The 22,798-nt window shown below is 65.3% G+C and carries 20 protein-coding genes and 1 tRNA gene; 16 read left to right on the forward strand and 5 right to left on the reverse strand.

The genetic code is table 11. The features are described from left to right. Positions 1 to 13: 13 nt before the first annotated feature. On the forward strand, positions 14 to 370 hold the full coding sequence (locus HMPREF3151_RS01530) for a DoxX family protein (RefSeq protein WP_070472638.1): 357 nt from the start codon (positions 14 to 16) through the stop codon (positions 368 to 370). An 83-nt stretch (positions 371 to 453) separates the two neighbouring features. Then, positions 454 to 1,212, forward strand: a complete 759-nt coding sequence (locus tag HMPREF3151_RS01535; protein WP_070472641.1) for an SDR family NAD(P)-dependent oxidoreductase — start codon at positions 454 to 456, stop codon at positions 1,210 to 1,212. Here HMPREF3151_RS01535 and HMPREF3151_RS01540 read toward each other — a convergent pair. After that, a tRNA-Leu gene (locus HMPREF3151_RS01540) sits at positions 1,213 to 1,289 on the reverse strand. Between the two features lie 159 nt (positions 1,290 to 1,448). Between HMPREF3151_RS01540 and HMPREF3151_RS01545 the strand changes: the two genes are divergently transcribed. Continuing rightward, a complete protein-coding gene (locus HMPREF3151_RS01545) occupies positions 1,449 to 2,771 on the forward strand; it encodes an esterase-like activity of phytase family protein (protein ID WP_070472642.1) in 1,323 nt (440 codons plus the stop codon). Between the two features lie 79 nt (positions 2,772 to 2,850). Next, the gene (locus HMPREF3151_RS01550) at positions 2,851 to 3,471 is read left to right on the forward strand and encodes a CPBP family intramembrane glutamic endopeptidase (protein ID WP_070472644.1); all 621 of its coding nucleotides are present in this window, start codon (positions 2,851 to 2,853) and stop codon (positions 3,469 to 3,471) included. A 237-nt stretch (positions 3,472 to 3,708) separates the two neighbouring features. Here HMPREF3151_RS01550 and mfd read toward each other — a convergent pair whose 3' ends face one another. Then, the gene (gene mfd / locus HMPREF3151_RS01555; protein ID WP_070472647.1) at positions 3,709 to 7,353 is read right to left on the reverse strand and encodes a transcription-repair coupling factor; all 3,645 of its coding nucleotides are present in this window, start codon (positions 7,351 to 7,353) and stop codon (positions 3,709 to 3,711) included. Between the two features lie 5 nt (positions 7,354 to 7,358). Next, positions 7,359 to 8,012 carry a TetR/AcrR family transcriptional regulator gene (locus tag HMPREF3151_RS01560; RefSeq protein ID WP_070472650.1) on the reverse strand — a complete coding sequence of 218 codons (654 nt, stop codon included), beginning with the start codon at positions 8,010 to 8,012 and terminating at the stop codon, positions 7,359 to 7,361. A gap of 169 nt (positions 8,013 to 8,181) precedes the next feature. On the opposite strand from HMPREF3151_RS01560, the gene HMPREF3151_RS01565 reads away from it, so the two are divergent. Together HMPREF3151_RS01565 and HMPREF3151_RS01570 are read left to right on the forward strand one after the other, a co-directional pair. Continuing rightward, positions 8,182 to 8,847, forward strand: a complete 666-nt coding sequence (locus HMPREF3151_RS01565; RefSeq protein WP_168160580.1) for a DUF3558 family protein — start codon at positions 8,182 to 8,184, stop codon at positions 8,845 to 8,847. Between the two features lie 123 nt (positions 8,848 to 8,970). Continuing rightward, positions 8,971 to 10,791 (forward strand): hypothetical protein, encoded by a 1,821-nt coding sequence (locus HMPREF3151_RS01570; protein ID WP_141741266.1) that lies wholly within the window; start codon positions 8,971 to 8,973, stop codon positions 10,789 to 10,791. 6 nt (positions 10,792 to 10,797) lie between these two features. On the opposite strand, the gene HMPREF3151_RS01575 is transcribed toward HMPREF3151_RS01570, so the two are convergent. Further along, complete coding sequence (locus HMPREF3151_RS01575) at positions 10,798 to 12,288, reverse strand: multicopper oxidase family protein (RefSeq protein ID WP_141741267.1); 1,491 nt, start codon at positions 12,286 to 12,288, stop codon at positions 10,798 to 10,800. Between the two features lie 56 nt (positions 12,289 to 12,344). On the opposite strand from HMPREF3151_RS01575, the gene HMPREF3151_RS01580 reads away from it, so the two are divergent. From HMPREF3151_RS01580 to HMPREF3151_RS01625, 10 genes are all read left to right on the forward strand, one after another. Continuing rightward, positions 12,345 to 13,571: an MFS transporter gene (locus HMPREF3151_RS01580; protein ID WP_070472660.1), complete on the forward strand. Its 1,227-nt coding sequence runs from the start codon at positions 12,345 to 12,347 to the stop codon at positions 13,569 to 13,571. A 60-nt stretch (positions 13,572 to 13,631) separates the two neighbouring features. Further along, a complete protein-coding gene (gene glmU, locus HMPREF3151_RS01585; RefSeq protein ID WP_083290116.1) occupies positions 13,632 to 15,074 on the forward strand; it encodes a bifunctional UDP-N-acetylglucosamine diphosphorylase/glucosamine-1-phosphate N-acetyltransferase GlmU in 1,443 nt (480 codons plus the stop codon). A gap of 4 nt (positions 15,075 to 15,078) precedes the next feature. Continuing rightward, positions 15,079 to 16,056: a ribose-phosphate diphosphokinase gene (locus HMPREF3151_RS01590; protein WP_070472662.1), complete on the forward strand. Its 978-nt coding sequence runs from the start codon at positions 15,079 to 15,081 to the stop codon at positions 16,054 to 16,056. Positions 16,057 to 16,135: 79 nt separating this feature from the next. Further along, positions 16,136 to 16,582 (forward strand): hotdog fold thioesterase, encoded by a 447-nt coding sequence (locus HMPREF3151_RS01595; protein ID WP_070472665.1) that lies wholly within the window; start codon positions 16,136 to 16,138, stop codon positions 16,580 to 16,582. A 66-nt stretch (positions 16,583 to 16,648) separates the two neighbouring features. Then, positions 16,649 to 17,935: an amino acid permease gene (locus HMPREF3151_RS01600; RefSeq protein WP_083290117.1), complete on the forward strand. Its 1,287-nt coding sequence runs from the start codon at positions 16,649 to 16,651 to the stop codon at positions 17,933 to 17,935. Further along, a complete protein-coding gene (gene hisC / locus HMPREF3151_RS01605) occupies positions 17,932 to 18,948 on the forward strand; it encodes a histidinol-phosphate transaminase (protein WP_070472668.1) in 1,017 nt (338 codons plus the stop codon). Before HMPREF3151_RS01600 ends, hisC begins: the two co-directional genes overlap by 4 nt. After that, positions 18,938 to 20,272: an MFS transporter gene (locus HMPREF3151_RS01610; RefSeq protein WP_070472671.1), complete on the forward strand. Its 1,335-nt coding sequence runs from the start codon at positions 18,938 to 18,940 to the stop codon at positions 20,270 to 20,272. Before hisC ends, HMPREF3151_RS01610 begins: the two co-directional genes overlap by 11 nt. A gap of 132 nt (positions 20,273 to 20,404) precedes the next feature. After that, positions 20,405 to 21,055 carry a 50S ribosomal protein L25/general stress protein Ctc gene (locus HMPREF3151_RS01615; RefSeq protein ID WP_070472674.1) on the forward strand — a complete coding sequence of 217 codons (651 nt, stop codon included), beginning with the start codon at positions 20,405 to 20,407 and terminating at the stop codon, positions 21,053 to 21,055. 79 nt (positions 21,056 to 21,134) lie between these two features. After that, positions 21,135 to 21,686, forward strand: coding sequence for an aminoacyl-tRNA hydrolase (pth, locus tag HMPREF3151_RS01620; protein WP_070473044.1), 552 nt, complete (start codon positions 21,135 to 21,137; stop codon positions 21,684 to 21,686). A gap of 5 nt (positions 21,687 to 21,691) precedes the next feature. Beyond that, positions 21,692 to 22,486 (forward strand): fumarylacetoacetate hydrolase family protein, encoded by a 795-nt coding sequence (locus tag HMPREF3151_RS01625; protein ID WP_070472677.1) that lies wholly within the window; start codon positions 21,692 to 21,694, stop codon positions 22,484 to 22,486. Here the strand turns inward: HMPREF3151_RS01625 and HMPREF3151_RS01630 are convergent. After that, the gene (locus HMPREF3151_RS01630; protein ID WP_070472679.1) at positions 22,483 to 22,794 is read right to left on the reverse strand and encodes a hypothetical protein; all 312 of its coding nucleotides are present in this window, start codon (positions 22,792 to 22,794) and stop codon (positions 22,483 to 22,485) included. The genes HMPREF3151_RS01625 and HMPREF3151_RS01630 overlap by 4 nt on opposite strands. Positions 22,795 to 22,798 lie beyond the last annotated feature (4 nt).

A 22,798-nucleotide genomic window follows, 5' to 3' on the forward strand; every position in this document is an offset into this window, starting at 1 on the left:
TAGGCTCGGACCAATGAAACCGTTGCAGAAGTTCCTCATCCCCTTGTTCGCTGGCGCGGGCGTGCTGCATTTTGCAAAGCCGCAGCCTTTCGACGGCATCGTGCCCGACGCCCTCCCCGGCGCCGCACGCACCTACACGTACGTCTCCGGCGTGGCCGAGCTCGCCGCAGCTGCCCTGCTTGCGAATCCCAAAACCCGCGCGGCCGGCGGCAAGTTCGCCGCGGCGCTGTTGGCGGCAGTGTGGCCGGCGAACTTCCAGATGGCGTGGCAGTGGCGTAACGAGCCCTGGCAGAAGCAGATCATCTCCATCGGGCGACTGCCGCTGCAGATCCCGCTGATCAAGGCTGCGCTCGGCGCGGCGAAGAAGTAGCTGCCCAAAACCGGCCCCAGGAGGGTCGGTGGCTGCTTACACTTTGGCTGCACCGCATCCCCACGGAAGGTCAAGGAGCAGTCATGAGCAAGTTTGAAAACAAAGTTGCGCTGGTCACCGGCGGCGCCTCCGGCATCGGTGAGGCCATCGCGAAGCGTCTCGCCAGCGAGGGCGCCAAGGTGGTAGTCGCCGACATCAACGACGATGCCGCCAAGGACGTCGCCGCCACAATCGAGGCGGACGGTGGTGCCGCGGCCGCGTTCCGCCAGGACGTGGCCAGCAAGGAGGACAACGAGGCGGCCGTGCAGTTCGCCGTAGACACGTTCGGCGCGCTCCACCTCGCAGTGAACAACGCTGGCGTGGGCGACCACACCCCGCTTGCGGACAAGGACCTGGCTGACTGGGACAAGGTCATCGCCATCAACCTGTCCGGCGTGGCCTACGGTTGCCACTACCAGCTCAAGCAGTTCCTCGCGCAGGGCAACACGGAGCAGTGCGCGATTGTGAACATGTCCTCCATCCACGGCTCTGTGGGCCGCGCCGGCGGCATCGAGGCATACACCGCCGCGAAGCACGGCGTGGTGGGGCTGACCAAGTCTCTGGCCGCGGATTACGCCGCCACCGGCATCCGGGTCAACTGCGTGGGTCCGGCGTACATTGACACGCCGCTGATTCAGCGGGCGCAGGGCGAGGCCCGCCAGGCGCTCGTCGATAAGCATCCTGCTGGCCGCCTGGGCGAGCCCGAGGAGATCGCGGCGATGGTGAGCTTCTTGCTTTCCGACGACGCGTCGTTCGTCAACGGCTCCTACCACCTCGCCGACGGCGGATACACCGCCGTGTAGTGGTGCCCCCAGTCGGGCTCGAACCGACACTGGGCGGATTTTAAGTCCGCTGCCTCTGCCAATTGGGCTATAGGGGCGACGGGGAAATATCGTACTTCCCCCGCGCCTCCGGGCGGGAATCGGTCGGCTGTTTTCGCCGAGCGGAGCCGGCCGACCCGCCTTACACTCGCTGTGCGAAAACTAAGTTTCGCCTGAGTTTTCCGCTCAGCTTCGCACGATTGTAAAGGCAGTGGCATATGAATATTCAGCTTCCTCCCCCGCTCGACCAGATCATCAAAAACCTCAACCTCGAGCAGCTCATCGCGGCTGTCGCGGGCGCGTTTGTTGTCGGCGGCCTCGTCGGCGGCGCGATCGGTGCCACCGCTGGCGGAAGCTCGGAGGCGGCCGGCTCCAGCAACGGCGCCGCCCCGTCCACGCCCGCGCCTGCGATTGAGGGGCCGGTACTTGAGGGCCGCGCGAAGCTGTCGGCGCTCTACCAGGCGCCGGGCCCGGATTCCGGCAAAGACGCCTTCGACGGCAACGGCCAAACCCACCCGTTCAAGGGCCAGGTCATCCCGGGCTTCTCCGGCATGATCGAAAAGGGCGACGGCGAGTTCTACGCCCTGCCCGACAACGGCTTCGGCTCCAAGCAGAACTCGTCGGACTTCCTGCTGCGCATCTACACGGTAAAGCCGAACTGGGAAACCGCCGAGACCGCGAAGGACCCGAAGCACGTCGGCGGAATCGACGTGCTGGACTACATCGCGCTGAAGGACCCGAACAACAAGATCCCGTGGGACATCGTCAACAACGACACCAAAGACCGCCTGCTCACCGGTGCCGACTTCGACCCGGAGTCCTTCGTCCGCGCCGAAGACGGCACCTTCTGGATCGGCGAGGAGTTCGGCCCCTACATCCTGCACGTGGATAAAGACGGCACGCTTCTCGACGCCCCGTACCCCTACCCCGGTGTGAAGAGCCCGTCGAACCCGACCCTGGGTACGGGCGAGCAGCCAAACCTGCGCAATTCCAAGGGCTTCGAGGCGATGGCCATCGACGGCCGCTACCTCTACCCCATCTTCGAGGGCTACCTGGACAGCGCCACCGACAAGCGCGTGCGCGTGATCTCCCAGTTCGACACCGAAACCGGCAAGTACACCGGCAAGACCTGGAACTACGTGGCAGAGGGCGACGATGCCCTGATCGGCGACGCGTTTATAACCAAGGACGGCCGCCTACTCATGCTCGAGCGCGACGATTTCCGCAGTTCGGAAGCGCAGCTGAAGAAGGTCTTCGAGGTCAAGGACTTCGCGGACGCTGAAGCCGGCTCCACGGTGAAGAAGGAACTGATGGCTGACCTGCTTAACATCGCCAACCCGTCCAAGATCGGCATGGTTTCCGACGCCCGCGCCTACGGTGTCGGCGACCCGTTCCAGTTCGCGCTGCTCAGCGTCGAGACCATCGTCCAGCTGGAAGACGGGCGCTACCTCACCGCGCTGGACAACAACTTTCCGGGCGACGACGGCCGTTACCGCGGCACACCCGACGACACCGAGATGATCATCTTCTCCGTGAACTAGCCGCCCGTTTAGCTTGGGCCGCGTGCCGGTAGCCTTGACCGTTGGTTTCCCCGATGGTTGCTAGACGAAAGGCCCCCACGTGACCAGGCAATGGCTGTTTTTGGTGCCGTGCGCGCTCGGCGCACTCGGCCTGTTTCTCGCGCGCCGCGCCGGCGACGGCACCGCTGGCTTCTACTGGGCCACCGCGTTTACGGCGGTGGTCTACGCGGCCGCGTGGTGGCGGTGGGGTGACCGTCAGGCGTTCGCGGGGCCTCGCAAGCTTCTCGACGTCCTCCGGGGCACCCTCATCGGCGCCGCCCTCGCGGTTGTGTTCGTCCTGGGTGCGCTGGTGGTGCAGCACATCCCACTGCTGGCCGGCCCTGCCGCGGAGCTGTTGCAGACCCCGAACAAGGGCGGGTACTTCCTCACACTGCTGGTGCTGGTAGTCAACGGCGCAGGCGAGGAGATGGTCTTCCGCGACGCTGTGCCGCGGCAGCTGCGCGGCGCGGGCCAATCGGTGGTGCAGGCCGGGGTGTGGTCCACGCTGGCCTACTGCCTGGTCACCTGCGTGATGGGCGTGCCGCTTCTGGTCTTCGCCGCCGGTGTGCTTGGGGCAGTGACCTACTACGAATCCGTGAAAACCGGCAGGCTCTACTCCCCCATCGCGGCGCACCTGACGTGGAGTATCGGCATGCTGCTGATCCTGCCGCAGTTTTTCTAGGCAGCCAGCGCCCCTCCGTTCCCTTCCCCGCGCCTCTCACCTTGGCTCCCCCACACCCCCACGCCTCTCACCTTCGCGGATCCAGCTAGTAGGAACCAGCTATTCGCCGAAAAATCGCGATTAGCTGGGTCCTGATAGCTGGATCCAGCGCGCAGGGGCGAGGGGCTGTGGGGAACCGTGGGCCGCAGGGGCGTGGGGCTCCGCGGAACCGCCCCAGCACCGCCCGGCCCGGGCCGCCTACTCGCTGACGGAGAACACTTTCTTCTTCGGCACCTTCTCTGCGGCTGCAGAATCCGCAGAAACACCCGTGACCGAAATCTTCGGGGCATCGAGCATTTCCGTCATGAAGTCGGCGACCCACTGCAACAGCTCCAGGTCGCGAAGGTTCGGCGCGTTCAGCGCGCGCTTCGCCCCGCCCTCGCGAGGCATCGGCACCTGCAGCGCCTTTGCCGCAGCCCGGAAGTTCGCCCCCGGGTACAAGCGCTTCAGGCGCACCTGCTTGGAGTCAGGCAACTCGACTGGGTGGAGTTTGATGCGGGTTCCCTGGGTCAGGATCTCGGAAACGCCAACTGCACGGGCCTGGTTGCGCAGTCGGGCTACGGCCATGAGCCGCTCGACCTCAATTGGCAAGGTGCCGAAGCGGTCGATCATGTCGTCGGCTGCTGCAGTCAGGGCGTCGTCGTCACGCGCTTCTGCGAGCTTGCGGTACACCTCGAGGCGCAAGCGCTCGGAGTTGATGTAGGTCTCCGGAATGTGTGCATCCACGGGCAGATCGACGCGGATTTCCTTCGGGCCTTTGTCGGTGGCGTCGATGGGTTTGCCGCTCATGAGGCCCTTGAAGGTTTCCACGGCCTCGCTGACCAAGCGGACGTACATATCGAAGCCCACGCCGGCGATGTGGCCGGACTGTTCCGCGCCGAGCACGTTGCCAGCGCCGCGCATCTCCAGGTCCTTCTGCGCCACGGCCATGCCGGCTCCCAGGTCGTTGTTTTGGGCGATGGTGGCCAGGCGGTCGTAGGAGGTCTCGGTGAGTGTCTTGTCCTTCGGGTACAGGAAGTACGCGTAGGCACGCTCGCGGGAACGGCCCACACGTCCGCGCAGCTGGTGCAACTGGCTCAGGCCCATGTTCTGGGCGTTTTCCACGATCAGGGTGTTGGCGTTGGCGATGTCCAGGCCGGTCTCCACGATCGTGGTGCACACCATGACGTCGTATTCGCGGTTCCAAAAACCCTGCACGGTCTGCTCGAGCACCTGCTCGCTCATCTGGCCGTGGGCGACAACGACGCGGGCCTCGGGAACGAGTTCGCGCAGTTGGCGGGCAGTTTTTTCGATGTCGGAGACTTTGTTGTGGATGTAGAAGACTTGGCCGTCGCGAAGCAATTCTCGACGAATCGCCGCCGCCACCTGCTTATCCTCTTGCGGACCGACATACGTGAGCACCGGGTGCCGGTCTTCCGGCGCGGTGGTAATCGATGTCATTTCGCGGATGCCGGTCAGCGACATCTCAAGCGTGCGCGGAATCGGCGTTGCCGTCATGGTGAGCACGTCAACGTGCGACTTCAGCGCCTTGATGTGTTCCTTGTGCTCGACACCGAAGCGCTGCTCCTCGTCCACGATGATCAGACCGAGGTTCTTCCACTGCACGCCAGTCTGCAGCAGTCGGTGGGTACCAATGACGATGTCTACGGAACCATCCGCAAGACCTGCGAGGATCTTCTTCGAATCCGCGGTAGAGGTGAAACGCGACAGCTCGCGGACCTCCACCCCAAAACCATCCATGCGCTGCGTGAAGGTGGAGTAATGCTGCTGGGCAAGCAGCGTCGTCGGCACCAGCACCGCGACCTGTTTACCGTCCTGCACTGCCTTAAACGCGGCACGCACGGCCACCTCGGTTTTGCCGAAGCCCACATCGCCCACGATCACGCGGTCCATCGGCGTGGGCTTTTCCATGTCTTCCTTGACCGCTTCGATGGCGTTGAGCTGGTCTTCCGTCTCTACGAACGGGAAGGCATCTTCCATCTCGAGCTGCCAGGGGGTATCCGGCGCGAACGCGTGGCCCGGCGCGGCTTGGCGCTTGGCGTAGAGCTCCACCAACTCGCCGGCGATCTCGCGCACGGCGGCGCGCGCCTTGCGCTTGGTGGACTTCCAGTCCGAGCCGCCCATCTTGCTTAGCGACGGCTTCTCGCCACCGGTGTACTTACTCAGCAGGTCCAGCGACTCCATGGGCACCCAGAGTTGGTCGCCGGGCTGGCCGCGCTTGGCGGGCTGGTACTCCAGCACGATGTATTCGCGGCGCGAGTCCTCGTCGCCGGCTTTGACGGTGCGCTCCGCCATCTTCACAAATTTGCCGATGCCGTGGGTGTCGTGCACCACGAAATCGCCAGGCTGCAGGGCGAGCGGGTCGACGCGGTTGCGCCGGCGCGGGGCCCGTCGTTTAGCACCTGCGATATCACCCACGCGGTTGCCGGTGACGTCAGTTTCGGTGACCACGGCCAGGTTCGGCCCGCCGAAGACCAGGCCCGCGTGCGACAGTGCCTGGTACAGCGTCACCGCGCCCTCGACGGGCTCCAAGCCGGGCGTGGCCACGCGGGCGGATACGCCGTGCTCGCGCAGGCGCTCCGCCATGCGGTCGATCGTGCCCTTGGCCGGTGCCACGAACGCGACCTTGCCGTGGTTTTGGCCGATGTGGAGCTTCAGCGTGGCATAGAGCTGCTCGATCGCCTTCGGGTCGCCCTTCGGCGCGGGCGCGGCCTCGAACTCCAAAGGCAGCGTCTCCGCGTCGTCGGCGGCGAACATGCCGGGCGGGGCGAACGTCCACCAGGCGTTGCCGGCCTTGGAGGCGGAGACCTCCAGCGACTCGTAGGAGCGGTACGACGAGGCGGACACGTCCAGGCCCTCCACCACGACAGGTCCCTCGGCACCCATGGCGGCTGCTTCCCAGCCGGCCTCGAGGAACTCGCGGTCCGTCGCCTCCAAATCAGCGATGCGGGTGCGCACTTTCTCCGGGTTGGTCACTAACACCACGGAGCCGGCGGGCATGAGCTCCGGCAGCACCGAGTACTGCTTGTCCGTCAGCGCCGGAATGAGCGCCTCCATGCCGTCCGCCGGCTGCTTCTCCGAAATGCGGGCAAGCAGCGACGACAGCGTCGGGTTGGAGGGGAATTTTCGCGCGAGGTCGTCGGCTTTGGCGGCCACGGTATCGTCGATAAGCAATTGCCTCGCAGGGTGCAGATCCACCGACCGCACCTCTTCGATGGTGCGCTGGTCCGCGACTGCGAACGAGCGGATGTCGGTGACCTCGTCGCCCCAAAACTCGATGCGCACCGGGTTTTGCGCGGTGGTCGGGAACACATCGATGATGCCGCCGCGGGTGGCGAACTCGCCGCGCTGCGCCACCATGTCCACATGGTTGTACGCGAAGTGCACCAGCTGCGCGGTCAGATCCTCGAAGTCGTGCTCTTCATCCACCGCGATGGTGATCGGCTCCGCCGGCGGCAGCACCGGCTGGCACACCGCGCGCGCCGCCGCGACGATCACGCGCGGCATGTCCCACAGCACCTTCGAACGGCGCCCCACAATGTCCGGCGCCGGCGAAAGACGCTCGTGCGGCAACGTCTCATATGCCGGGAACTGCGCCACCTTTTCCTCGCCCAAAATGGCCTTCAGCTCCGCGGCGAGGTCCTCTGCCTCGTGGCCAGTCGCCGTGACTAGCAACACCGGTGTTTCGCGCGCAATCGCGCCCGCCGCCCAAGAGCGCACCTGGTCAATGCCCGTGACGTGCAACGAATCCTCGCCCACGTGCGTGACCAAGCCCTTCAGCTTCGGGTCCGTCAGCGCCGCGGTGAGCAAACCGCCCAACACGGGCGGAGTGGTTTCAGTCATGTCTTTTACGCATCCTTCTCTGCGGTTTCGCCGTTTGTCTCGTCGCTCGCCTTGCCGCTTCCGTACACACGCGGCTGCGCCTCCATCCCCCGCAACCCGTTCCAGCACAAGTTGGAAATATGCGCCGCCACGGTGTGCTTGTCGGGCGTGCGCTCGTCCAGCCACCACAGCGCCGAATTGGAGACGGTGCCGACAAGCGCCTGACCGTACAGCCCCGCCATCGCCTCGTCGAGCCCGCGGTGCTTAAACGCCTCCCCCAGCAGGTAGCTCACCTCGGCGGTGACGCGGTTGAGGATCGTCGAATACGTCCGCCCCTCCCCCGGCAGCTGCCCGTGCGCGAGGATGATGAAACCGTCCGTTTCCTCCTCGACGTAGGTGAGCAGCGCCAGCACGCCGCGCTCGATGCGGTCGCGCCACGGGCCAGCCTGGATGCTCGACGTGATCGTGCGCTCCAGCCGGGCCATCTCCAGCCGCACAACCTCCTGGTACAGGCCCTCCTTGCTGCCGAAATGCTCGTACACCACAGGCTTGGACACCCCGGCGCGCGCCGCGATTTCCTCCATGGAAATGCCATCGAGCCCGCGCTCAGCGAATGCTTGCCGCCCCACTCCGATCAGTTGATCTCTGCGCTGGGGTGCCGTCATTCGCCTTCGAGCCATGCGCCCTAGCTTAGAGCGTCGTAGCGCTAACCCCGTCTTTGGCAGTTGGCAGGTCTGGTCTACAATCAGCGGTGCTATTCCCCATGGTGTAATCGGCAACACTACGGTTTTTGGTACCGTCATTCTAGGTTCGAGTCCTGGTGGGGAAGCTTTTTTATTGGAGGGGTACATGAAACGCCACATCGTTTGGCTCATGGCATGCGGGGTACTCGCGGGGTGCGCTTCGGAGCCCTCGCCTATCGACGCCCCTCCGGCCCCCACCGCCAACAACCAGGCAAACGAGCACAGCGCCGAATCCGCGGGCGGTGCTGTTGGCGGCTCTTCTGGCAGTTCTGCCGACAGTTCTGCTGATGCTCCCGCCGCGTTCCACTTCAAAAGCGGCACCCTCGAAATCGGCGATTTCGACCCCTTCGCCCTCGGCGACGACATCTTCGACCCCTGCACCGAGATCTCCCACGAGGAATTCGCCGCCGCCGGCTTCCACAACGTCGAGCCGATCCCGGAGGAGTACCGAGGATTAAATCCTGACGTAAATGCTTGTTCTTTTGGAACGGAGTCGCAGCACTACGCACTCAGCATTGCTGCAACGAACGCAAACCGTGAAGTTGTCGAGCAAACAAAACCGATCGATAGCGCGATTCGCTCACAAACACTTCCACCCATTTATGTGTACGGAACCGGACTACCCGACGACACAGATTGTTTTGCACAAATTGATACTGCCAGAGGCGGATTGAGCATCTCGGTCACGCGCCCACCAGGGCTGGGGACTTTCGAAGATTCCTGCGAATTTGCAATTTCAACATTCGAATCATTGTTTTTCGCCACCACTTAGCACTGTCCATTTCAATGGACAGTCTATTTACGGTCCCCGTCTTCCTGTCTAGGATCCGCAGACGACGGCATAAGTAAATGGGGGCAGAAAATGCGGATCCAATTAGACGTAGACAGCGTTGAAATGGCAATCGATCAACTCAGGAAACAAGCATTATCTTTAAAAACCAACAGGCAATTTGGTGGCTTCGCCTCCCTCTCCAGCTTCTCCAGCGCGGGCGGCTTGGACGAGGCAGGCGAGCGGCTCAGCCCGATCGGGGACGAGCGCGCGCCGGAGGCGAACCAGGCCATCGCGCTGTATCTGAAGCACACCGCTGACAACCTGTGGCTGGCGTTGACCAACACGCAGCAGACTGATGAATCGTTCTCCGGGATGATGGGCTCCCTGCTGGCACCGCTCGGCGGCCCAGCTGCTGCACTCACGCCGATGTACGCCCAGGGCTTCCAGCAACTCAAGGCCGCGGACCCGAAGACCAACACGTTCGACAACGCGGCCGTGTCCTCCGCCTCGGAGTCGTCGCTGCTCGGCGCGGAAATGAATCTGAACCTCACCAACACGTCTCTCGCGTACTCTGCGTCGGACTTTTGGACTTCCAACGCTCAGCTCATCGAAGACGCCATGGATGAGCTTAACGGCGTCCACCACGCTTTGAGCTCGTCAGCCGACACAATCTGGATCCAGGAGGCGATGAAGAAGGTCACCCAGATCCAGAATGCGGGTTTGGAATACGTCGCTAACTCACGTTCCCTCGCGAATCACACGGAGGCGCTCGGCATGGCGGCTGACTCAGAGAGTATGTACGCCTCCGCAGCCGCTGCCGCATACCACGAGGCAGAAGATCCGAAGATCAAGGCGCAGATCGAGTCGGATTACCTCAGCTCGTATTCTTCCCGCGTCACTTCCGGGCTCCAGCCGGCAATTCCAGCGTTTAACCGGCTGCTGCCGGACGCGGGAAAGCTGCCGTCGACGCCGTACGCCAACACCGACGTACCTGCTCCCGCAGCAACGTCGTATACGCCGACTGAGCTGCCACCCGGGTTGCAGGAAGTGCTGACCAACCGCGGCTACGGCGACCTCGCGCACGCAAAGTCGCCGGCGGAAGTGATCCAGCAATACGGCCGCCCCACCCCAGAGACCTTCGAGCGCATCGCCGCAGGCGCGGCCCCCACCCAGTCAGCCTCCGCTGTTATCGCCCCGCCTGCCCCTTCAGCAGCAGGAAGCTTTGCGACGAGCACTCCCGCCTCCCCTGCCAATCCCCTCACCCCCACCATCGGTGCAGCCAGCGGGGCGCCCCAAACCAACGCCAGCACAAGTACCGCCGGCACCGGCACCGCCGGACTCGGCCTCGCGCCGGGAAACGCCGTCGCAGGTGGCCGCGGCGTAGCTTCTGGACACGGCACCAGCACAGGACTTGCCAACAGCCCCCGCACTAGCCCCGGCACTGGCGCGGGCGCAGGCATGAGTACCGGTGTCAGTGGCGGCTTCGTCAACGGTCGTGGTCTCGGTGCTGGCGCAAACGGGGGCGCTGGAAGCCAGCGCAGCGCATCGTCTCTTGGGTCCGGCATCGGTGCTGGTGCCGGAACAGGCGCTGGAGCTGGATCGAGCAACGGAACAGGACAGGGAGCGAACGGAATGCGCCCCGGTATCGGAGGCGCTGGCGCTGGTGGAACTGGCGCTGGCGGCACCGGCGCGCACGGCGCGGGCTCGTCCTATGTCGCCGGGGCGAACGGCGCGGCAAGCCAAAACGGCCACGGCGCACGCGGCGGCGCCTTCGCGGCAGGGCCCATGGCGGCCGGCGCCAACCGCGGTCGCGGGCGCGACAAGTCAGGTTCGAAGGTCCGCACAGTCACCAGTGCGGTGGAGCGCGACGGCAACCTCAAGGCGCTGCTCGGCGACGCTCCCCTGCTGCTGCCAGCAGTCATCGGCCACAACGTGCGCGGCTAATCCCGCCTAGTGCCCGCCGTGCCCGGCGGGCAGATCCAGGTTCGCCTCCTGGCCAGGCTCGACGATGACGAACTGGCCCATCATGCCGCTGTCTTCGTGGTTGAGCATGTGGCAGTGGTACATGTACGCCAGGCTCGGGTCCGGGTAGTAGCCCATCTCCACAAGCAGGCTCACCGTGGCCAGCGGCGGGACAGTGATGGTGTCGTGCCAGCCGGTGGTGAACTCCAGTTCGCCGTTTTCCACGCCGATGACGGCAAAGCGCGCGTCGTGGATGTGGAAGTTGTGGGCCATGTCGTCGTTCTCGTTGGTCACGTGCCAGATCTCCGGGCTCTTGTGGTCCACGGTGAAGTCCACGCGCGTCATGTCCATGGTCTTGTCGTTGATCTCCACACCGTTGAGACGGAACTCGCGCTCCACCTCGACCGACTCCACAGAAGGCACCTCGAACGGCACCAGCGAATCAGCGAGGGCGGGCACCTCGGGGGCGTCTTCCGACAGCGCTGCGATCTCGAGCAAGTCGAACTTGTCGGTGAAGCCGAACATCTCCGCGGTTTCCTTATCCGGCATGCCTCCCAAATCCGGGAGTCCGTCGCTGCGCAGCTTCAGGTCCTTGCCCGGCTCAAGGTCCACCACGATCTCAACGCGCTCGCCGGCGCTGAGCAGCACGCCGTCAACCTCGACCGGGGCGTCCAGGAAACCCTGGTCCGTGGCCACCACATAAAACGGCTTGCCCAAGGACAAGTGGTGGAAACGCATCGTTGCGCCGTTGAGCACGCGCAGACGCACGCGCCGGGTGGTGGCCTCGAAGCGCGGCTTCGTCATGCCGTTGACCATCACGGTGGAGCCGACCCAGCCGCTATCTTCGTCCAGCTGGCCGTCCTCGGTGAAGTTCGCGTCGGTGATGATCACGGGGATGTCGTCTACCCCGTAGTCGTTGGGGAGGCCAGGGAAGGCGGAAGCGTCGTCGTCAAGCACGATGCCCCCGGCGAGGCCGCGGTAGGCGTGCACGGCGGACTTTTCGTGCGGGTGCGGGTGGTACCAGCACGTCGCGGCGGGTTGGTCCACGGTCCACGACGGCGACCAGGACTCGCCCGGGTCGAACATCAGCGCCGGCCCGCCGTCGGCGGTCGCCGGCAGGTGCAGGCCGTGCCAGTGCACGACGGTGGGCTCCGGCAGTTCGTTGTGCACCGTCATGTCGATTTCCTCGCCGCGGCGCATGTACAGCGTCGGGCCCAGGTACGGGCCGTTGAAGCCCCAGGTCTTAGTCATCGTGCCGGGCACGATTTCGAACTCGCCTTCCTGCGCGGTCAGCTCGAAGCGGCGCACGTTGCCGTCGAGTTCGCCCTCGTACAGCGGCGGGATGCGCAGCGGGCGAGCCTCATCGTCCGCGCCGAGCGGTTTGGTCTGGGAGGACGTCGAGCACGCCGTGCCTGTCGCCGCCGCGGCCAGCGCCGCCGTCGCCAGAAGTGTGCCCCTGAAGAATGTGCGTCTGCTCATCGCCATGTCCGCCTCCCGGTTCGCTGATACTCTCTTTCGACCCTACTATCCGCTGTATGCATAACGATCAACGCGAGGAACGCAACGCACGCCGGTTCATCTGGTCCAACGGCCTGCAAAACATCGGCGACCAAGTCGTCGCGCCGAAGACGGTGCTGCCGTGGCTGTTCGGCGCCGCCGGTGTGCCGGCGGTGTTGACCTCGTTCCTCGTGCCCATCCGCGAATCCGGCTCGATGCTGCCGCAGGCGTTTTTGAGCCCGTGGGTGACTTCGAAGCGCTCCCGCAAGCGCGTGTGGCTCCTCGGTTCGTGGGGCCAAGCCGTCGCCGCGGGTCTTATCGCCTTGAGCGCATTGCTTCTCGACGGCGCTCCGCTCGGCGCCGTCATCCTCATCCTTCTCGCCGCCCACGCGCTGTTCCGCTCCCTGTGCTCACTGGCCGGCAAGGACGTGCAGGGCCGCACGATTTCGAAGGGCCGCCGCGGCGACATCACCGGCCGCGCGACCGCCCTGGCCGGCGGGTTCACCCTCGCGATCGGCCTGATTCTCACATTTTTGCCCAACAACCTGCCGCAGTGGGCGATCGCGGCACTGCTCGCCGTGGGCGCATCAATGTGGGCGCTGGCATCGCTGGTCTTCCGCGGCATCGACGAGCCGGAGGCTGAACCGGAGGCCAAAGACGGCCAGAGCATGAAGGAGATGTGGGCACTGGTCAAAGGCGACCGCGACCTGCAAAAGTTCCTGGTGGTGCGCTCGCTGATGCTGGTCACCGCCCTTTCCGCCCCGTTCATCGTGGTCATGGCCGGCGACGAAGGCGCCGACCTGACGGGCCTCGGCGCGTTCATCATCGCCTCCGGCGGCGCGTCGCTTCTGGGTGGCAGGATTTCGGGCAAGTTGTCCGACAGGTCGTCGAAAAGCACGATGGCCTGGGCCGCTGGCGTTGCCTCGACCGTGATCGTGGCGCTTGTCATGAGCGCGCGGCTCGCACCGGCTGGGGTGAACGCCTGGGTCATGCCCCTGGGCTTCTTCCTGGTCAACCTCGCCCACACCGCGGTGCGCGTGAGCCGCAAGACGTACCTGGTGGACATGGCCGACGGCGACAAGCGCACCATGATCACCGGCGCCTCCAACACCGTCATGGGCGTGGTGCTGCTGGTCGTCGGCGCGATTTCGTCCGCGATCGCGGTGCTCGGCCCGCAGGCGGCGCTGATCTTCCTGGCTGTCGTGGGCTACGCCGGCGTGATTGGCGCGCGGAACCTGAAAGAAGTCTCGGCGGCCGCCGCCTAGGCGTTATGCTGGTTGCCGACAAAAACCCGCTACACAACCCATAAAACAAGGAGCATTCGAGTGCCTACCCACTTCGAACGTGCCGTTGTCGTGCTCGCGGCCGGCGCCGGAACCCGCATGAAGTCCGACCGCCAAAAGACGCTGCACGAGATCGGCGGGCGCAGCCTGCTGTCCCACTCCCTGCACGCGGCCGCCGGCGTGCACCCCAACCATCTGGTTGCGGTTGTCGGCCACCAGCGCGACCAGGTCGCCCCGGCCGTGGAGCAGATCGCCGAGCAGATGCACGTGGAGATCCGCCAGGCTATCCAGGAGGAGCAAAACGGCACCGGGCACGCCGTCCAGGTAGGCCTGTCCGCCATCCCGGATTTCGACGGCACCGTGGTGGTCACCAACGGCGACGTGCCGCTGCTGACCCCGGAGACCCTGCAGGCGCTCGTGGACAAGCATGAGTCCGAGCACGCCGCGGTCACCGTGCTCTCACTCGAGTTCGACAACCCCACCGGCTACGGCCGCATCATCCGCAGCGAGGCCGGCGACGTCCTTGAGATCGTGGAGGAAAAGGACGCCACCGACGAGCAACGCAAAGTCCGCGAGGTCAACTCCGGCGTGTTCGCCTTCGACGGCAAGGTGCTGCGCGACGCGCTCACGCGCGTCACCCCGGACAACGCCCAGGGCGAGTTCTACATCACCGATGTGCTGAGCATCGCACGTAACGACGGCCTCCGGGTCACCGCGTTTACCGCCCCCGACGCCCGCGAGCTGGCCGGCGTGAACGACCGAGTGCAACTGGCGGAGGCTGGCAAGGAGCTCAACCGCAGGCTCGTCGAGAAGGCGATGCGAGGCGGTGCGACCGTGATCGACCCGGACTCCACCTGGATCGGCGTCGAGGTGGAAATCGGCCGCGACGTGGTCATCCACCCCAACACCCAGCTGTGGGGCTCCACCGTCATCGGCGACGGCGCCGAAATCGGCCCCGACACCACCCTGACCGATATGGAAGTCGGCGCCCGCGCCACCGTCGTACGCACCCAGGGCGAACTCGGCGTCATCGGTGAGGAAGCCGCCGTCGGCCCGTTCACCTACATCCGCCCCGGCACCGAACTCGGCGCCCGCGGCAAACTCGGCGGCTTCGTCGAGTCCAAGAACGCCAAGATCGGCGAAGGCTCCAAGGTGCCGCACCTGACCTACATCGGTGACGCCACCGTGGGCAAGCACTCCAACATCGGCGCAAGCTCCGTGTTTGCCAACTACGACGGCGTGAACAAGCACCACACCACCATCGGCGACTACTGCCGCACCGGCTCCGACACCATGTTCGTCGCACCGGTGAACATCGGTGATGGCGCCTACACCGGCGCGGGTACAGTGGTCACCGAGGATGTGCCCGCCGGCGCGCTGGCCATCAAGGAAGGCCGCCAGCGCAACATCGAAGGCTGGGTGGAAAAGCGCCGCCCGGGCACTGACGCGGCTGAAGCAGCAAAAAACGCGAAGCGAGAGGGTTAATTACATGACTGGTTACTCCACCGAAAACCACAAAGACCTCAAGGTCTTCACCGGCCGCGCCCACCCGGCCCTCGCAGAGGCTGTGGCCAAGGAGCTCGGCATCGAGCTGGTTCCCACCACCGCGCGCGACTTCGCCAACGGCGAGATCTTCATCCGCTTCGAAGAGTCCGTCCGCGGCGCCGACTGCTTTGTCATGCAGTCCCACGCCCAGCCGCTGAACAAGTGGCTGATGGAACAGCTCATCATGATCGACGCGCTCAAGCGCGGCTCCGCCAAGCGCATCACCGCGATCCTGCCGTTCTACCCCTACGCCCGCCAGGACAAGAAGCACCGCGGCCGCGAGCCGATCTCCGCCCGCCTGATTGCGGACCTGCTCACCGCCGCCGGCGCGGACCGCATCGTCTCTGTGGACCTGCACACCGACCAGATCCAGGGCTTCTTCGACGGCCCGGTGGACCACATGCACGCCCAGCCGATCCTGGTGGACTACATCAAGTCCAAGTACCCGCTGGACAACCTCGTGGTGGTCTCCCCCGACGCCGGCCGCGTGAAGTCGGCCGAGAAGTGGGCCAACATGCTCGGCGACGCCCCCATGGCGTTCGTGCACAAGACCCGCGACATCGACGCCGCGAACAAGGTCGTGTCCAACCGCGTCGTCGGCGACGTCGACGGCAAGGACTGCATCCTCATGGACGACATGATCGACACCGGCGGCACCATCGCCGGCGCCGTCGGGGTGCTCAAAGAGGCCGGCGCGAAGTCCGTGGTCATCGCCTGCACCCACGGCGTGTTCTCCGACCCGGCGCGCGAGCGCCTCAGCGACTGCGGCGCAGAGGAGGTCATCACCACCGACACCCTGCCGCAGGACACCGAGGGCTGGAGCAACCTCACAGTGCTGTCCATCGCACCGCTGCTGGCCAAGACGATCCACGAGATCTTTGAAAACGGCTCCGTGACCACCCTGTTCGAGGGCCAGGCGTAAACCCCACGGTTCGCCAGACCGCAACAGCCGGGGCAGCACTTCCGCTGCCCCGGCTTCACGCATACGGGAAGGAATAGGCATGTACGAGCGCTACGCTCCGTCGGTGGAGTTCACCCCCGACCTCGAGCACGCGAAATCCATGTTCGACCATGACGCCACCTTGGAGTACCTCGGTGCGACCATCACGCGGCTCGAACCGGGGTTGGCTGAAGGCGAGTTCACGGTGGAGGCGCGCCACGCCAACGGCTTCGGAGTTTGCCAAGGCGGCGTGCTGTTCACCTTCGCCGACGCCTTGTTCGGCGGCGCGTGCAACTCGCGGCGCACCGACCCAACCGTCAGCGCGCAATCCGAGATGATTTACCTCGCCCCCGCGAAGATGGGCCGCACTATCCGCGGCGTTGCGCGCGAGCGCCACACGTGGGGCAGGAACGGGCTTTCGGACGTCACGCTGTACGACGGCGACACCGCCATCGCCGAATTCCGTGGCATGTCCCGCACCACCACCCGACCACCGACAGGAAACTAAACCGTGAGCCAGAACGACAGCCTGCAAGAGCAGGGCCTGAACAGGAGCGTCAAAAGTCGGCAATTGATGATGATTGCCTTTGGTTCGTCGATAGGCACGGGCCTGTTTTTGGGCTCCGCCGGATCGATCCAGTACGCCGGGCCCGCGGTGTTGATCTCCTTCGCGCTCGTCGGGCTGATCGTGTACTTCCTCATGCGCATGCTCGGCGAGATGGCGGTGGAGCACCCCGTCTCCGGGTCGTTCGCGGCGTACTCCCGCGCGTTCATCGGGCCGGTGGCCGGCTTCATCACCGGCTGGAACTGGTGGTTCACCACCGTCGTGGTGGGGATGCTGGAGCTGACGGCCATGGGCACATTCTTGGACTACTGGTTTCCCGGGTTGCCGCACTGGGTCACCGCGCTGGTCACGCTAGTCCTGGTTGTTGTGCTGAATCTGTTCAACGTGCGCGTCTTCGCCGCGACCGAGTACTGGCTGTCGCTGATCAAGGTCGCCGCTCTCGTGCTCATGATCGTGCTCGGGTTTGCCCTGGTGGCCGGTCTCGGCCCCGACGAGCCGATCGGGTTCTCCAACATCACCGAGCACGGCGGGTTCATGCCCAACGGCCCCTCCGGCGTGCTGTTCGCGCTGGTGGCGGTGACGTTCACGTTCGGCGGCATCATGTCCATCGGCACCGCCGCCGGCGAGGCGGACAACCCCAAGACCGCCATCCCGCGCGCAGTGAACTCGGTGGTATGGCGCATTCTGGTGTTCTACCTCGGCGGCATCGGCACCATCCTGCTGCTGGCACCCTGGAACGAGCAAGAAACGAACGAAAGCCCGTTTATCCGCGTGCTTGCCGGTGTCGGCTTCGGCCCGGCGGCCACGGCACTCAACGTGGTCATCGTGGTGGCGGTGTTCTCGGTGCTCAACACCATGACGTATTCGGGTGCCCGCATGCTGCGCGACCTCGCCCGCAACGGCCAGGCGCCGCGCGCATTCGCGGCAACCAGCGCGAAAGGGCTGCCCACCAGAGCCCTGCTTTTCGACGCCGCGCTCATGGGCACCGTCGTCATCCTGAACTTCTTCTTCGAAGGTAAGATCTTCGCGGTGCTGCTGGCGATTATCGTCGGCACCGAGCTGATCACCTGGGCGGGCATCTGTATCTCCCACCTGAACTTCCGCAAGACTGCCAAGAGCGCAACCTTCGCGGCGCCGATGTATCCAGCGGCCAACTGGATCTGTATCGCGTTTTTCCTCCTCGTGCTCGTGTTAATGGGTATTCTTCCGGAATACCGGATGGGCCTTGCCACGCTGACCGGCTGGATCATCGTGCTGGGCCTGATCTCACTGACTACGCAGAGGAGCCGCGCATGATCCGCCCCGACCTCGAGGCCATTCCCCCGTACGTCCCGGGCGTGCGCGACGAGCGCGCCATCAAACTGTCCTCCAACGAGTGCGCCGAAGGGCCACTGCCGCCGGTGCTCGACGCCATGAGCAACACGCTCGGCGAAATAAACCGTTACCCGGACATCGGCGCGCTCCGGCTGCGCACGGCTCTGGGACAGCACCTGGGTGTGGAACCTGAGCAGGTCGCGCTCGGCGCCGGATCATCCGCGCTGTGCCAGCAGCTGGTCTCGATTGCGGCCCAGCCCGGCGACGAAGTGGTCTTCCCCTGGCGCAGCTTCGAGGCCTACCCGATCTTCGTCCAGATCGTCGGCGCCACCCCAGTGAAAGTCCCGCTCGACAGCGACAACAGGCTCGACATGCCGGCGCTCGCCGCCGCGGTGACCGAGCGCACCAAGCTGATCTTCCTCTGCAACCCGAACAACCCCACCGGCACGACAATCACCAACGCCGAGTTCACCGCCTTCATGGACAAGGTGCCGGCGGACGTGCTCGTCGTGCTCGACGAGGCCTACTTCGAGTACAACCAAGCCGCCGACACCCCAGTGGCCACCGAGGTGATCACCCGCTACCCGAATGTGGTGGGCCTTCGCACCTTCTCCAAAGCGTACGGCCTGGCAGGCGCGCGAATCGGCTACGCGTTCGGCCCGCGCCCGATCATCGACGCGCTGAACAAGGTCTCCATTCCCTTTTCCGTCAGCGCGATCGCGCAAGAGGCGGCACTCGCCTCGCTCGAGGCACAGGAGGCGCTGCGTGCGCGTATCGACGGCACCGTGGCCGAGCGGAGCCGTGTCGTCGACAAGCTTGGGCTTGCAGCAAGCCAGGCGAACTTCGTGTGGTTGCCCGGCGCAGGCAAAGAGTTGGCCGACCGGCTGGCCACGGAAGGCGTGCTGGTGCGCTCCTTCCCTGAAGGCATCCGCGTGACAGTGACGAACACGGAAGAAACCGACGCGCTTTTGGAGGCCTTCGACCGTGCGCAGTGAACGCCGTCGCGTCGTCGCGGCCACCACCATCGGCACCGCCATCGAGTGGTACGACTACTTCCTCTACGCGGCCGTCGCCGGCTTGGTGTTCAACCAGGTCATGTTCGGCCCGCTCGGGCCCGCCGCGGCGACGATTGCCAGCTTCCTCACCGTGGGCCTGTCCTTTTTGTTCCGGCCGTTGGGTGCGGTGCTGGCAGGCCACTTCGGCGACCGGCTGGGCCGGCGCGGGGTGCTCATGGTCACGCTGTTCACCATGGGCACCGCCACAGCGCTGATCGGTCTTTTACCCACGTATGAAACCGCTGGCTGGTTCGCGCCAGCCGCCCTGGTGTTCCTGCGCATCCTGCAGGGCACCTCTGCAGGAGGTGAGTGGGGCTCGGCGGTGCTTCTGGCCGTGGAACACGCACCGGCCGACAAGCGTGGCCTTTACGGCGCCGGACCCCAGGTGGGCGTGCCGGCGGGGCTTTTGCTGTCATCCGGTGTGCTGGCGCTGATGACCATGATCGCCCCGGGGGATGCGTTTCTGCAGTGGGGCTGGCGCGTGCCGTTTCTGCTTTCCATCGGCCTGACCGTGCTGGGCTGGTGGATCCGTACCGGCGTGGAGGAATCGCCCGTGGTGGAGGAAATGCGCGAGGTCGGCGCGCGTAACCCGGTCGGCTCGCTGTTCAAGCGCCACGCCGGGCTCGTGCTCGCCGCCGCGCTGATCTTCGCCGCAAACGGCACGGTGGGCTACATGACCACCGGCGGCTACATCCAGAACTACGTCACCGACCCGGCCGGGCTCGCCATCGAACGCGGCGACATCCTGTGGGCCGTCACCGCCTCAGCCGCCACTTGGCTGTGCACCACCGCGTTCGCCGGCTGGGTCTCCGACTTCATCGGCCGCCGCCGCACGCTTGCGATCGGCTTCGTCGTGCAGGCAGCCGGCGTGTTGGCGCTGTTCCCGCTGGTGAACACCGGATCGTTGCCAAAAATCACCGCGGCGCTGATCTTCCTCACCGTCGGGCTCGGCCTGACCTACGGACAAATCGGCGCGTTCTACGCCGAGCTCTTCCCCGCCTCCATCCGTGCCTCCGGCGCCTCCATTTCCTACGCCCTCGGCGCGATCCTGGGCGGCGCGTTCGCCCCCACCATCGCCGCGGCCCTGCGCGAGGCGACGGGCGGCACCACCGCCATCACCGTGTACTTGATGGCGGCGACGGTCACGGGCCTCGTCGTCACGCTGCTGATGCGCGAGCGCCGGGGCATCCCGCTCGGGCACGAGTTTGAGGAGGCCCAGGCAAGCGGGCATTTTGTGTGGCAAAAACCGCCTGCTACCCTGTAGCAGTCTCGGCGAGGGCCTTGATAGGCCGTTATCGACGCGATTTTGAGATCCTTTGCGATCACTCGACGAGCACATATCCGTTTAGTGGTCGCAGGCAAGGCCTGTGGCCCTTCACACACGAAGGAGTACAACATGGCTATTACCCCCACCGTTATCAAGGGTGAGCGTCGCGAGGAGTTCGGCAAGGGCTCCGCACGCCGTCTGCGCCGCGACGGCAAGATCCCGGGTGTCCTGTACGAAAAGGGCATCGAGAACATCCACTTCGCGGTCGACCGCATTGAGATGACCGCAATCGTGCGTAACGACGGCGCCAACGCCATCGTCGAGCTCGAGCTCGACGGCGAGAAGCTGCTGGCCATGGTCAAGCACATCGACCAGAACGTGCTCACCCTGGACATCGACCACATCGACCTGTTCGGCATTAAGCGCGGCGAGAAGGTCACCGTCGAGGTCCCTGTTGTCATGGAGGGCGAGGCTGCTCCGGGCGCAGTTGTGCTGCAGGAGACCGACTACGTGGAGATCGAGATCGACGCGCTGTCCATCCCGGACGAGCTGACCGTCTCCATCGAGGGCAAGGAGATCGGCGACGCGCTCTACGCAACCGATGTCAAGCTACCGGAGGGCGCAGAGCTCATCTCCGACGCGGAGACCCTCATCGTCAACGTCACCTACGAGCAGGTTGACGAGGACCTCGAGGCTGAGGCCGAGGCCGCTGAGGAAGGCGGCGCCGAGGCTGGCGCTGAGTCCGAGGCTCCGGCTGAGGAGAAGGGCGACGAGGAGTAAATCCTCCCCTCCCCAACCCGCCACCGCATCCCCGCGGCGGCGGGTTTTCCGCATTTTCGGGTGGGTTATCCTCGTGGGCGTGACTATCTTGATCGTCGGCCTTGGCAACCCCGGCCCGCAGTACGCCGCCACGCGGCACAACGCGGGCGTGTTCGTCGTGGAGGAGCTGCTCGGCCGCGCCACCCCGATGCCGGCGCAACTTGCGGTGCACAAGCGCACGAACACGGAGATCGCCGAGCTTGCGAAGGGGCGCTTGCTTGACGACGACCATGCGGTCATCGCCCGCACCCGGGCCTTCATGAACGTCTCCGGTGGGCCAGTCAAAGCACTGATGGACTACTTCAGCGTGAAGCCGGAGGACCTCTACGTGGTGCACGACGAGCTGGATTTAGAGCTCGGCGAGGTGAAGCTACGCCTGGGCGGCGGCGACCACGGGCACAACGGGTTGAAGTCCATCACGAAATCGCTGGGCGGCAAGCCGTACAACAAGGTGGCGGTGGGCATTGGGCGCCCGCCCGGACGGATGGCGCCGGCGGACTACGTGCTCAAACCATTCAGCGCGAAGGAGCAGGTGGACTTGGCTATCGCGTCCGCAGACGCGGCAGATGAGATCCTGCGGGCGATAAGCTAGTGTGCATGAAACTTGCCACGATCAGGACCGGAAGCACCACCACCGCTGCCCGCGTTATCGGCGAGGGAAGGGCGGTGACGTTGGGCGCGGAGGACGTCGGAACGCTGCTGCGCGACGGCACTTTCGAAGAAGGCGAGGAGATCACCTTCACCCCGGGCGATCTCGCGCCGGTGATCCCGCGCCCCGGCAAAATCATCTGCGTCGGCTTGAACTACGCCAAGCACATCGCCGAGATGGGGCACGAGCAGCCGGACGTGCCCACCTTGTTCATCAAGTACCCGGAGGCGCTCATCGGCGCCCACGACGACGCCGAAGTACCCAGCTTCAACGCCGACACCCTCGATTTTGAGGGCGAGCTCGCGGTGGTAATCGGCACCCGCGCCCGCCACGCGACCAACGGCGCGGAGCACATCGCGGGATACTCGGTGATCAACGACTACACCCAGCGCCACTACCAAAAGCGCACGCAGCAGTGGCACCAGGGCAAGTCCCTGGAGAAAACTGCCGGTTTCGGACCGTGGCTGGACACCGAGTGGCAGCCGGGGCCTGCAATCACCACCACTGTCAACGGCGAGGTGATGCAGCACGCCCCCACCGACGACCTGGTGTTCACGCCCGCGAAGCTGGTGGAGTTCATCTCGCACCTCTACCCGCTCGAGCCCGGCGACGTCATCGCCACCGGCACCCCTGCCGGCGTGGGCCACGCCCGCGAGCCGAAGCGCTACCTTGCTGACGGCGACACGGTGCGCGTGGAAATCGAGGGCTTGGGCGCGATCGAGAACACCACGCGGGTGTATTAGCGGCTGAGCTGGTCCAGCAGACGGACCTCAGCCTCGGCGATCATCTGCAGCGGGAACAGCAAGATCGCCAGCGGCAACGCGCTGAGCATGACCCCACCGAACTTTTCGGTCGGGTGCCTGTCCGCGCCGCCGTTGATCTGGTCGAGCCCGTTCATGATGTTGGTCATGAGGAAGCTGTAGAGCCCCCACGCGCTGCCGCTGTAGGCGATGTCGTGCTCAGCAGGGGCTGCGGGGGCGGCCGGGGCAAGCGCGCCCATTGCAAGCGCGCCTGTGGTTGCGGTGGCAATGGCAATCTTGGAAAGTTTCATGTCC

The organism is Corynebacterium sp. HMSC05H05, from assembly GCF_001807265.1.
In the GTDB taxonomy this organism is placed as follows: Bacteria; Actinomycetota; Actinomycetes; order Mycobacteriales; family Mycobacteriaceae; genus Corynebacterium.

What these genes read in the sequence shown, in the direction of transcription:
- HMPREF3151_RS01530 (WP_070472638.1), top strand. Translation starts at nt 14, where the DNA reads ATGAAACCGTTGCAGAAGTTCCTCATCCCCTTGTTCGCTGGCGCGGGC.
- HMPREF3151_RS01535 (WP_070472641.1), top strand. Translation starts at nt 454, where the DNA reads ATGAGCAAGTTTGAAAACAAAGTTGCGCTGGTCACCGGCGGCGCCTCC.
- HMPREF3151_RS01545 (WP_070472642.1), top strand. Translation starts at nt 1,449, where the DNA reads ATGAATATTCAGCTTCCTCCCCCGCTCGACCAGATCATCAAAAACCTC.
- mfd (WP_070472647.1), bottom strand. Translation starts at nt 7,353, where the DNA reads ATGACTGAAACCACTCCGCCCGTGTTGGGCGGTTTGCTCACCGCGGCG.
- HMPREF3151_RS01560 (WP_070472650.1), bottom strand. Translation starts at nt 8,012, where the DNA reads ATGGCTCGAAGGCGAATGACGGCACCCCAGCGCAGAGATCAACTGATC.
- HMPREF3151_RS01565 (WP_168160580.1), top strand. Translation starts at nt 8,182, where the DNA reads ATGAAACGCCACATCGTTTGGCTCATGGCATGCGGGGTACTCGCGGGG.
- HMPREF3151_RS01570 (WP_141741266.1), top strand. Translation starts at nt 8,971, where the DNA reads ATGGCAATCGATCAACTCAGGAAACAAGCATTATCTTTAAAAACCAAC.
- HMPREF3151_RS01575 (WP_141741267.1), bottom strand. Translation starts at nt 12,288, where the DNA reads ATGAGCAGACGCACATTCTTCAGGGGCACACTTCTGGCGACGGCGGCG.
- HMPREF3151_RS01580 (WP_070472660.1), top strand. Translation starts at nt 12,345, where the DNA reads ATGCATAACGATCAACGCGAGGAACGCAACGCACGCCGGTTCATCTGG.
- HMPREF3151_RS01590 (WP_070472662.1), top strand. Translation starts at nt 15,079, where the DNA reads ATGACTGGTTACTCCACCGAAAACCACAAAGACCTCAAGGTCTTCACC.
- HMPREF3151_RS01595 (WP_070472665.1), top strand. Translation starts at nt 16,136, where the DNA reads ATGTACGAGCGCTACGCTCCGTCGGTGGAGTTCACCCCCGACCTCGAG.
- HMPREF3151_RS01600 (WP_083290117.1), top strand. Translation starts at nt 16,649, where the DNA reads ATGATGATTGCCTTTGGTTCGTCGATAGGCACGGGCCTGTTTTTGGGC.
- hisC (WP_070472668.1), top strand. Translation starts at nt 17,932, where the DNA reads ATGATCCGCCCCGACCTCGAGGCCATTCCCCCGTACGTCCCGGGCGTG.
- HMPREF3151_RS01615 (WP_070472674.1), top strand. Translation starts at nt 20,405, where the DNA reads ATGGCTATTACCCCCACCGTTATCAAGGGTGAGCGTCGCGAGGAGTTC.
- HMPREF3151_RS01625 (WP_070472677.1), top strand. Translation starts at nt 21,692, where the DNA reads ATGAAACTTGCCACGATCAGGACCGGAAGCACCACCACCGCTGCCCGC.
- HMPREF3151_RS01630 (WP_070472679.1), bottom strand. Translation starts at nt 22,794, where the DNA reads ATGAAACTTTCCAAGATTGCCATTGCCACCGCAACCACAGGCGCGCTT.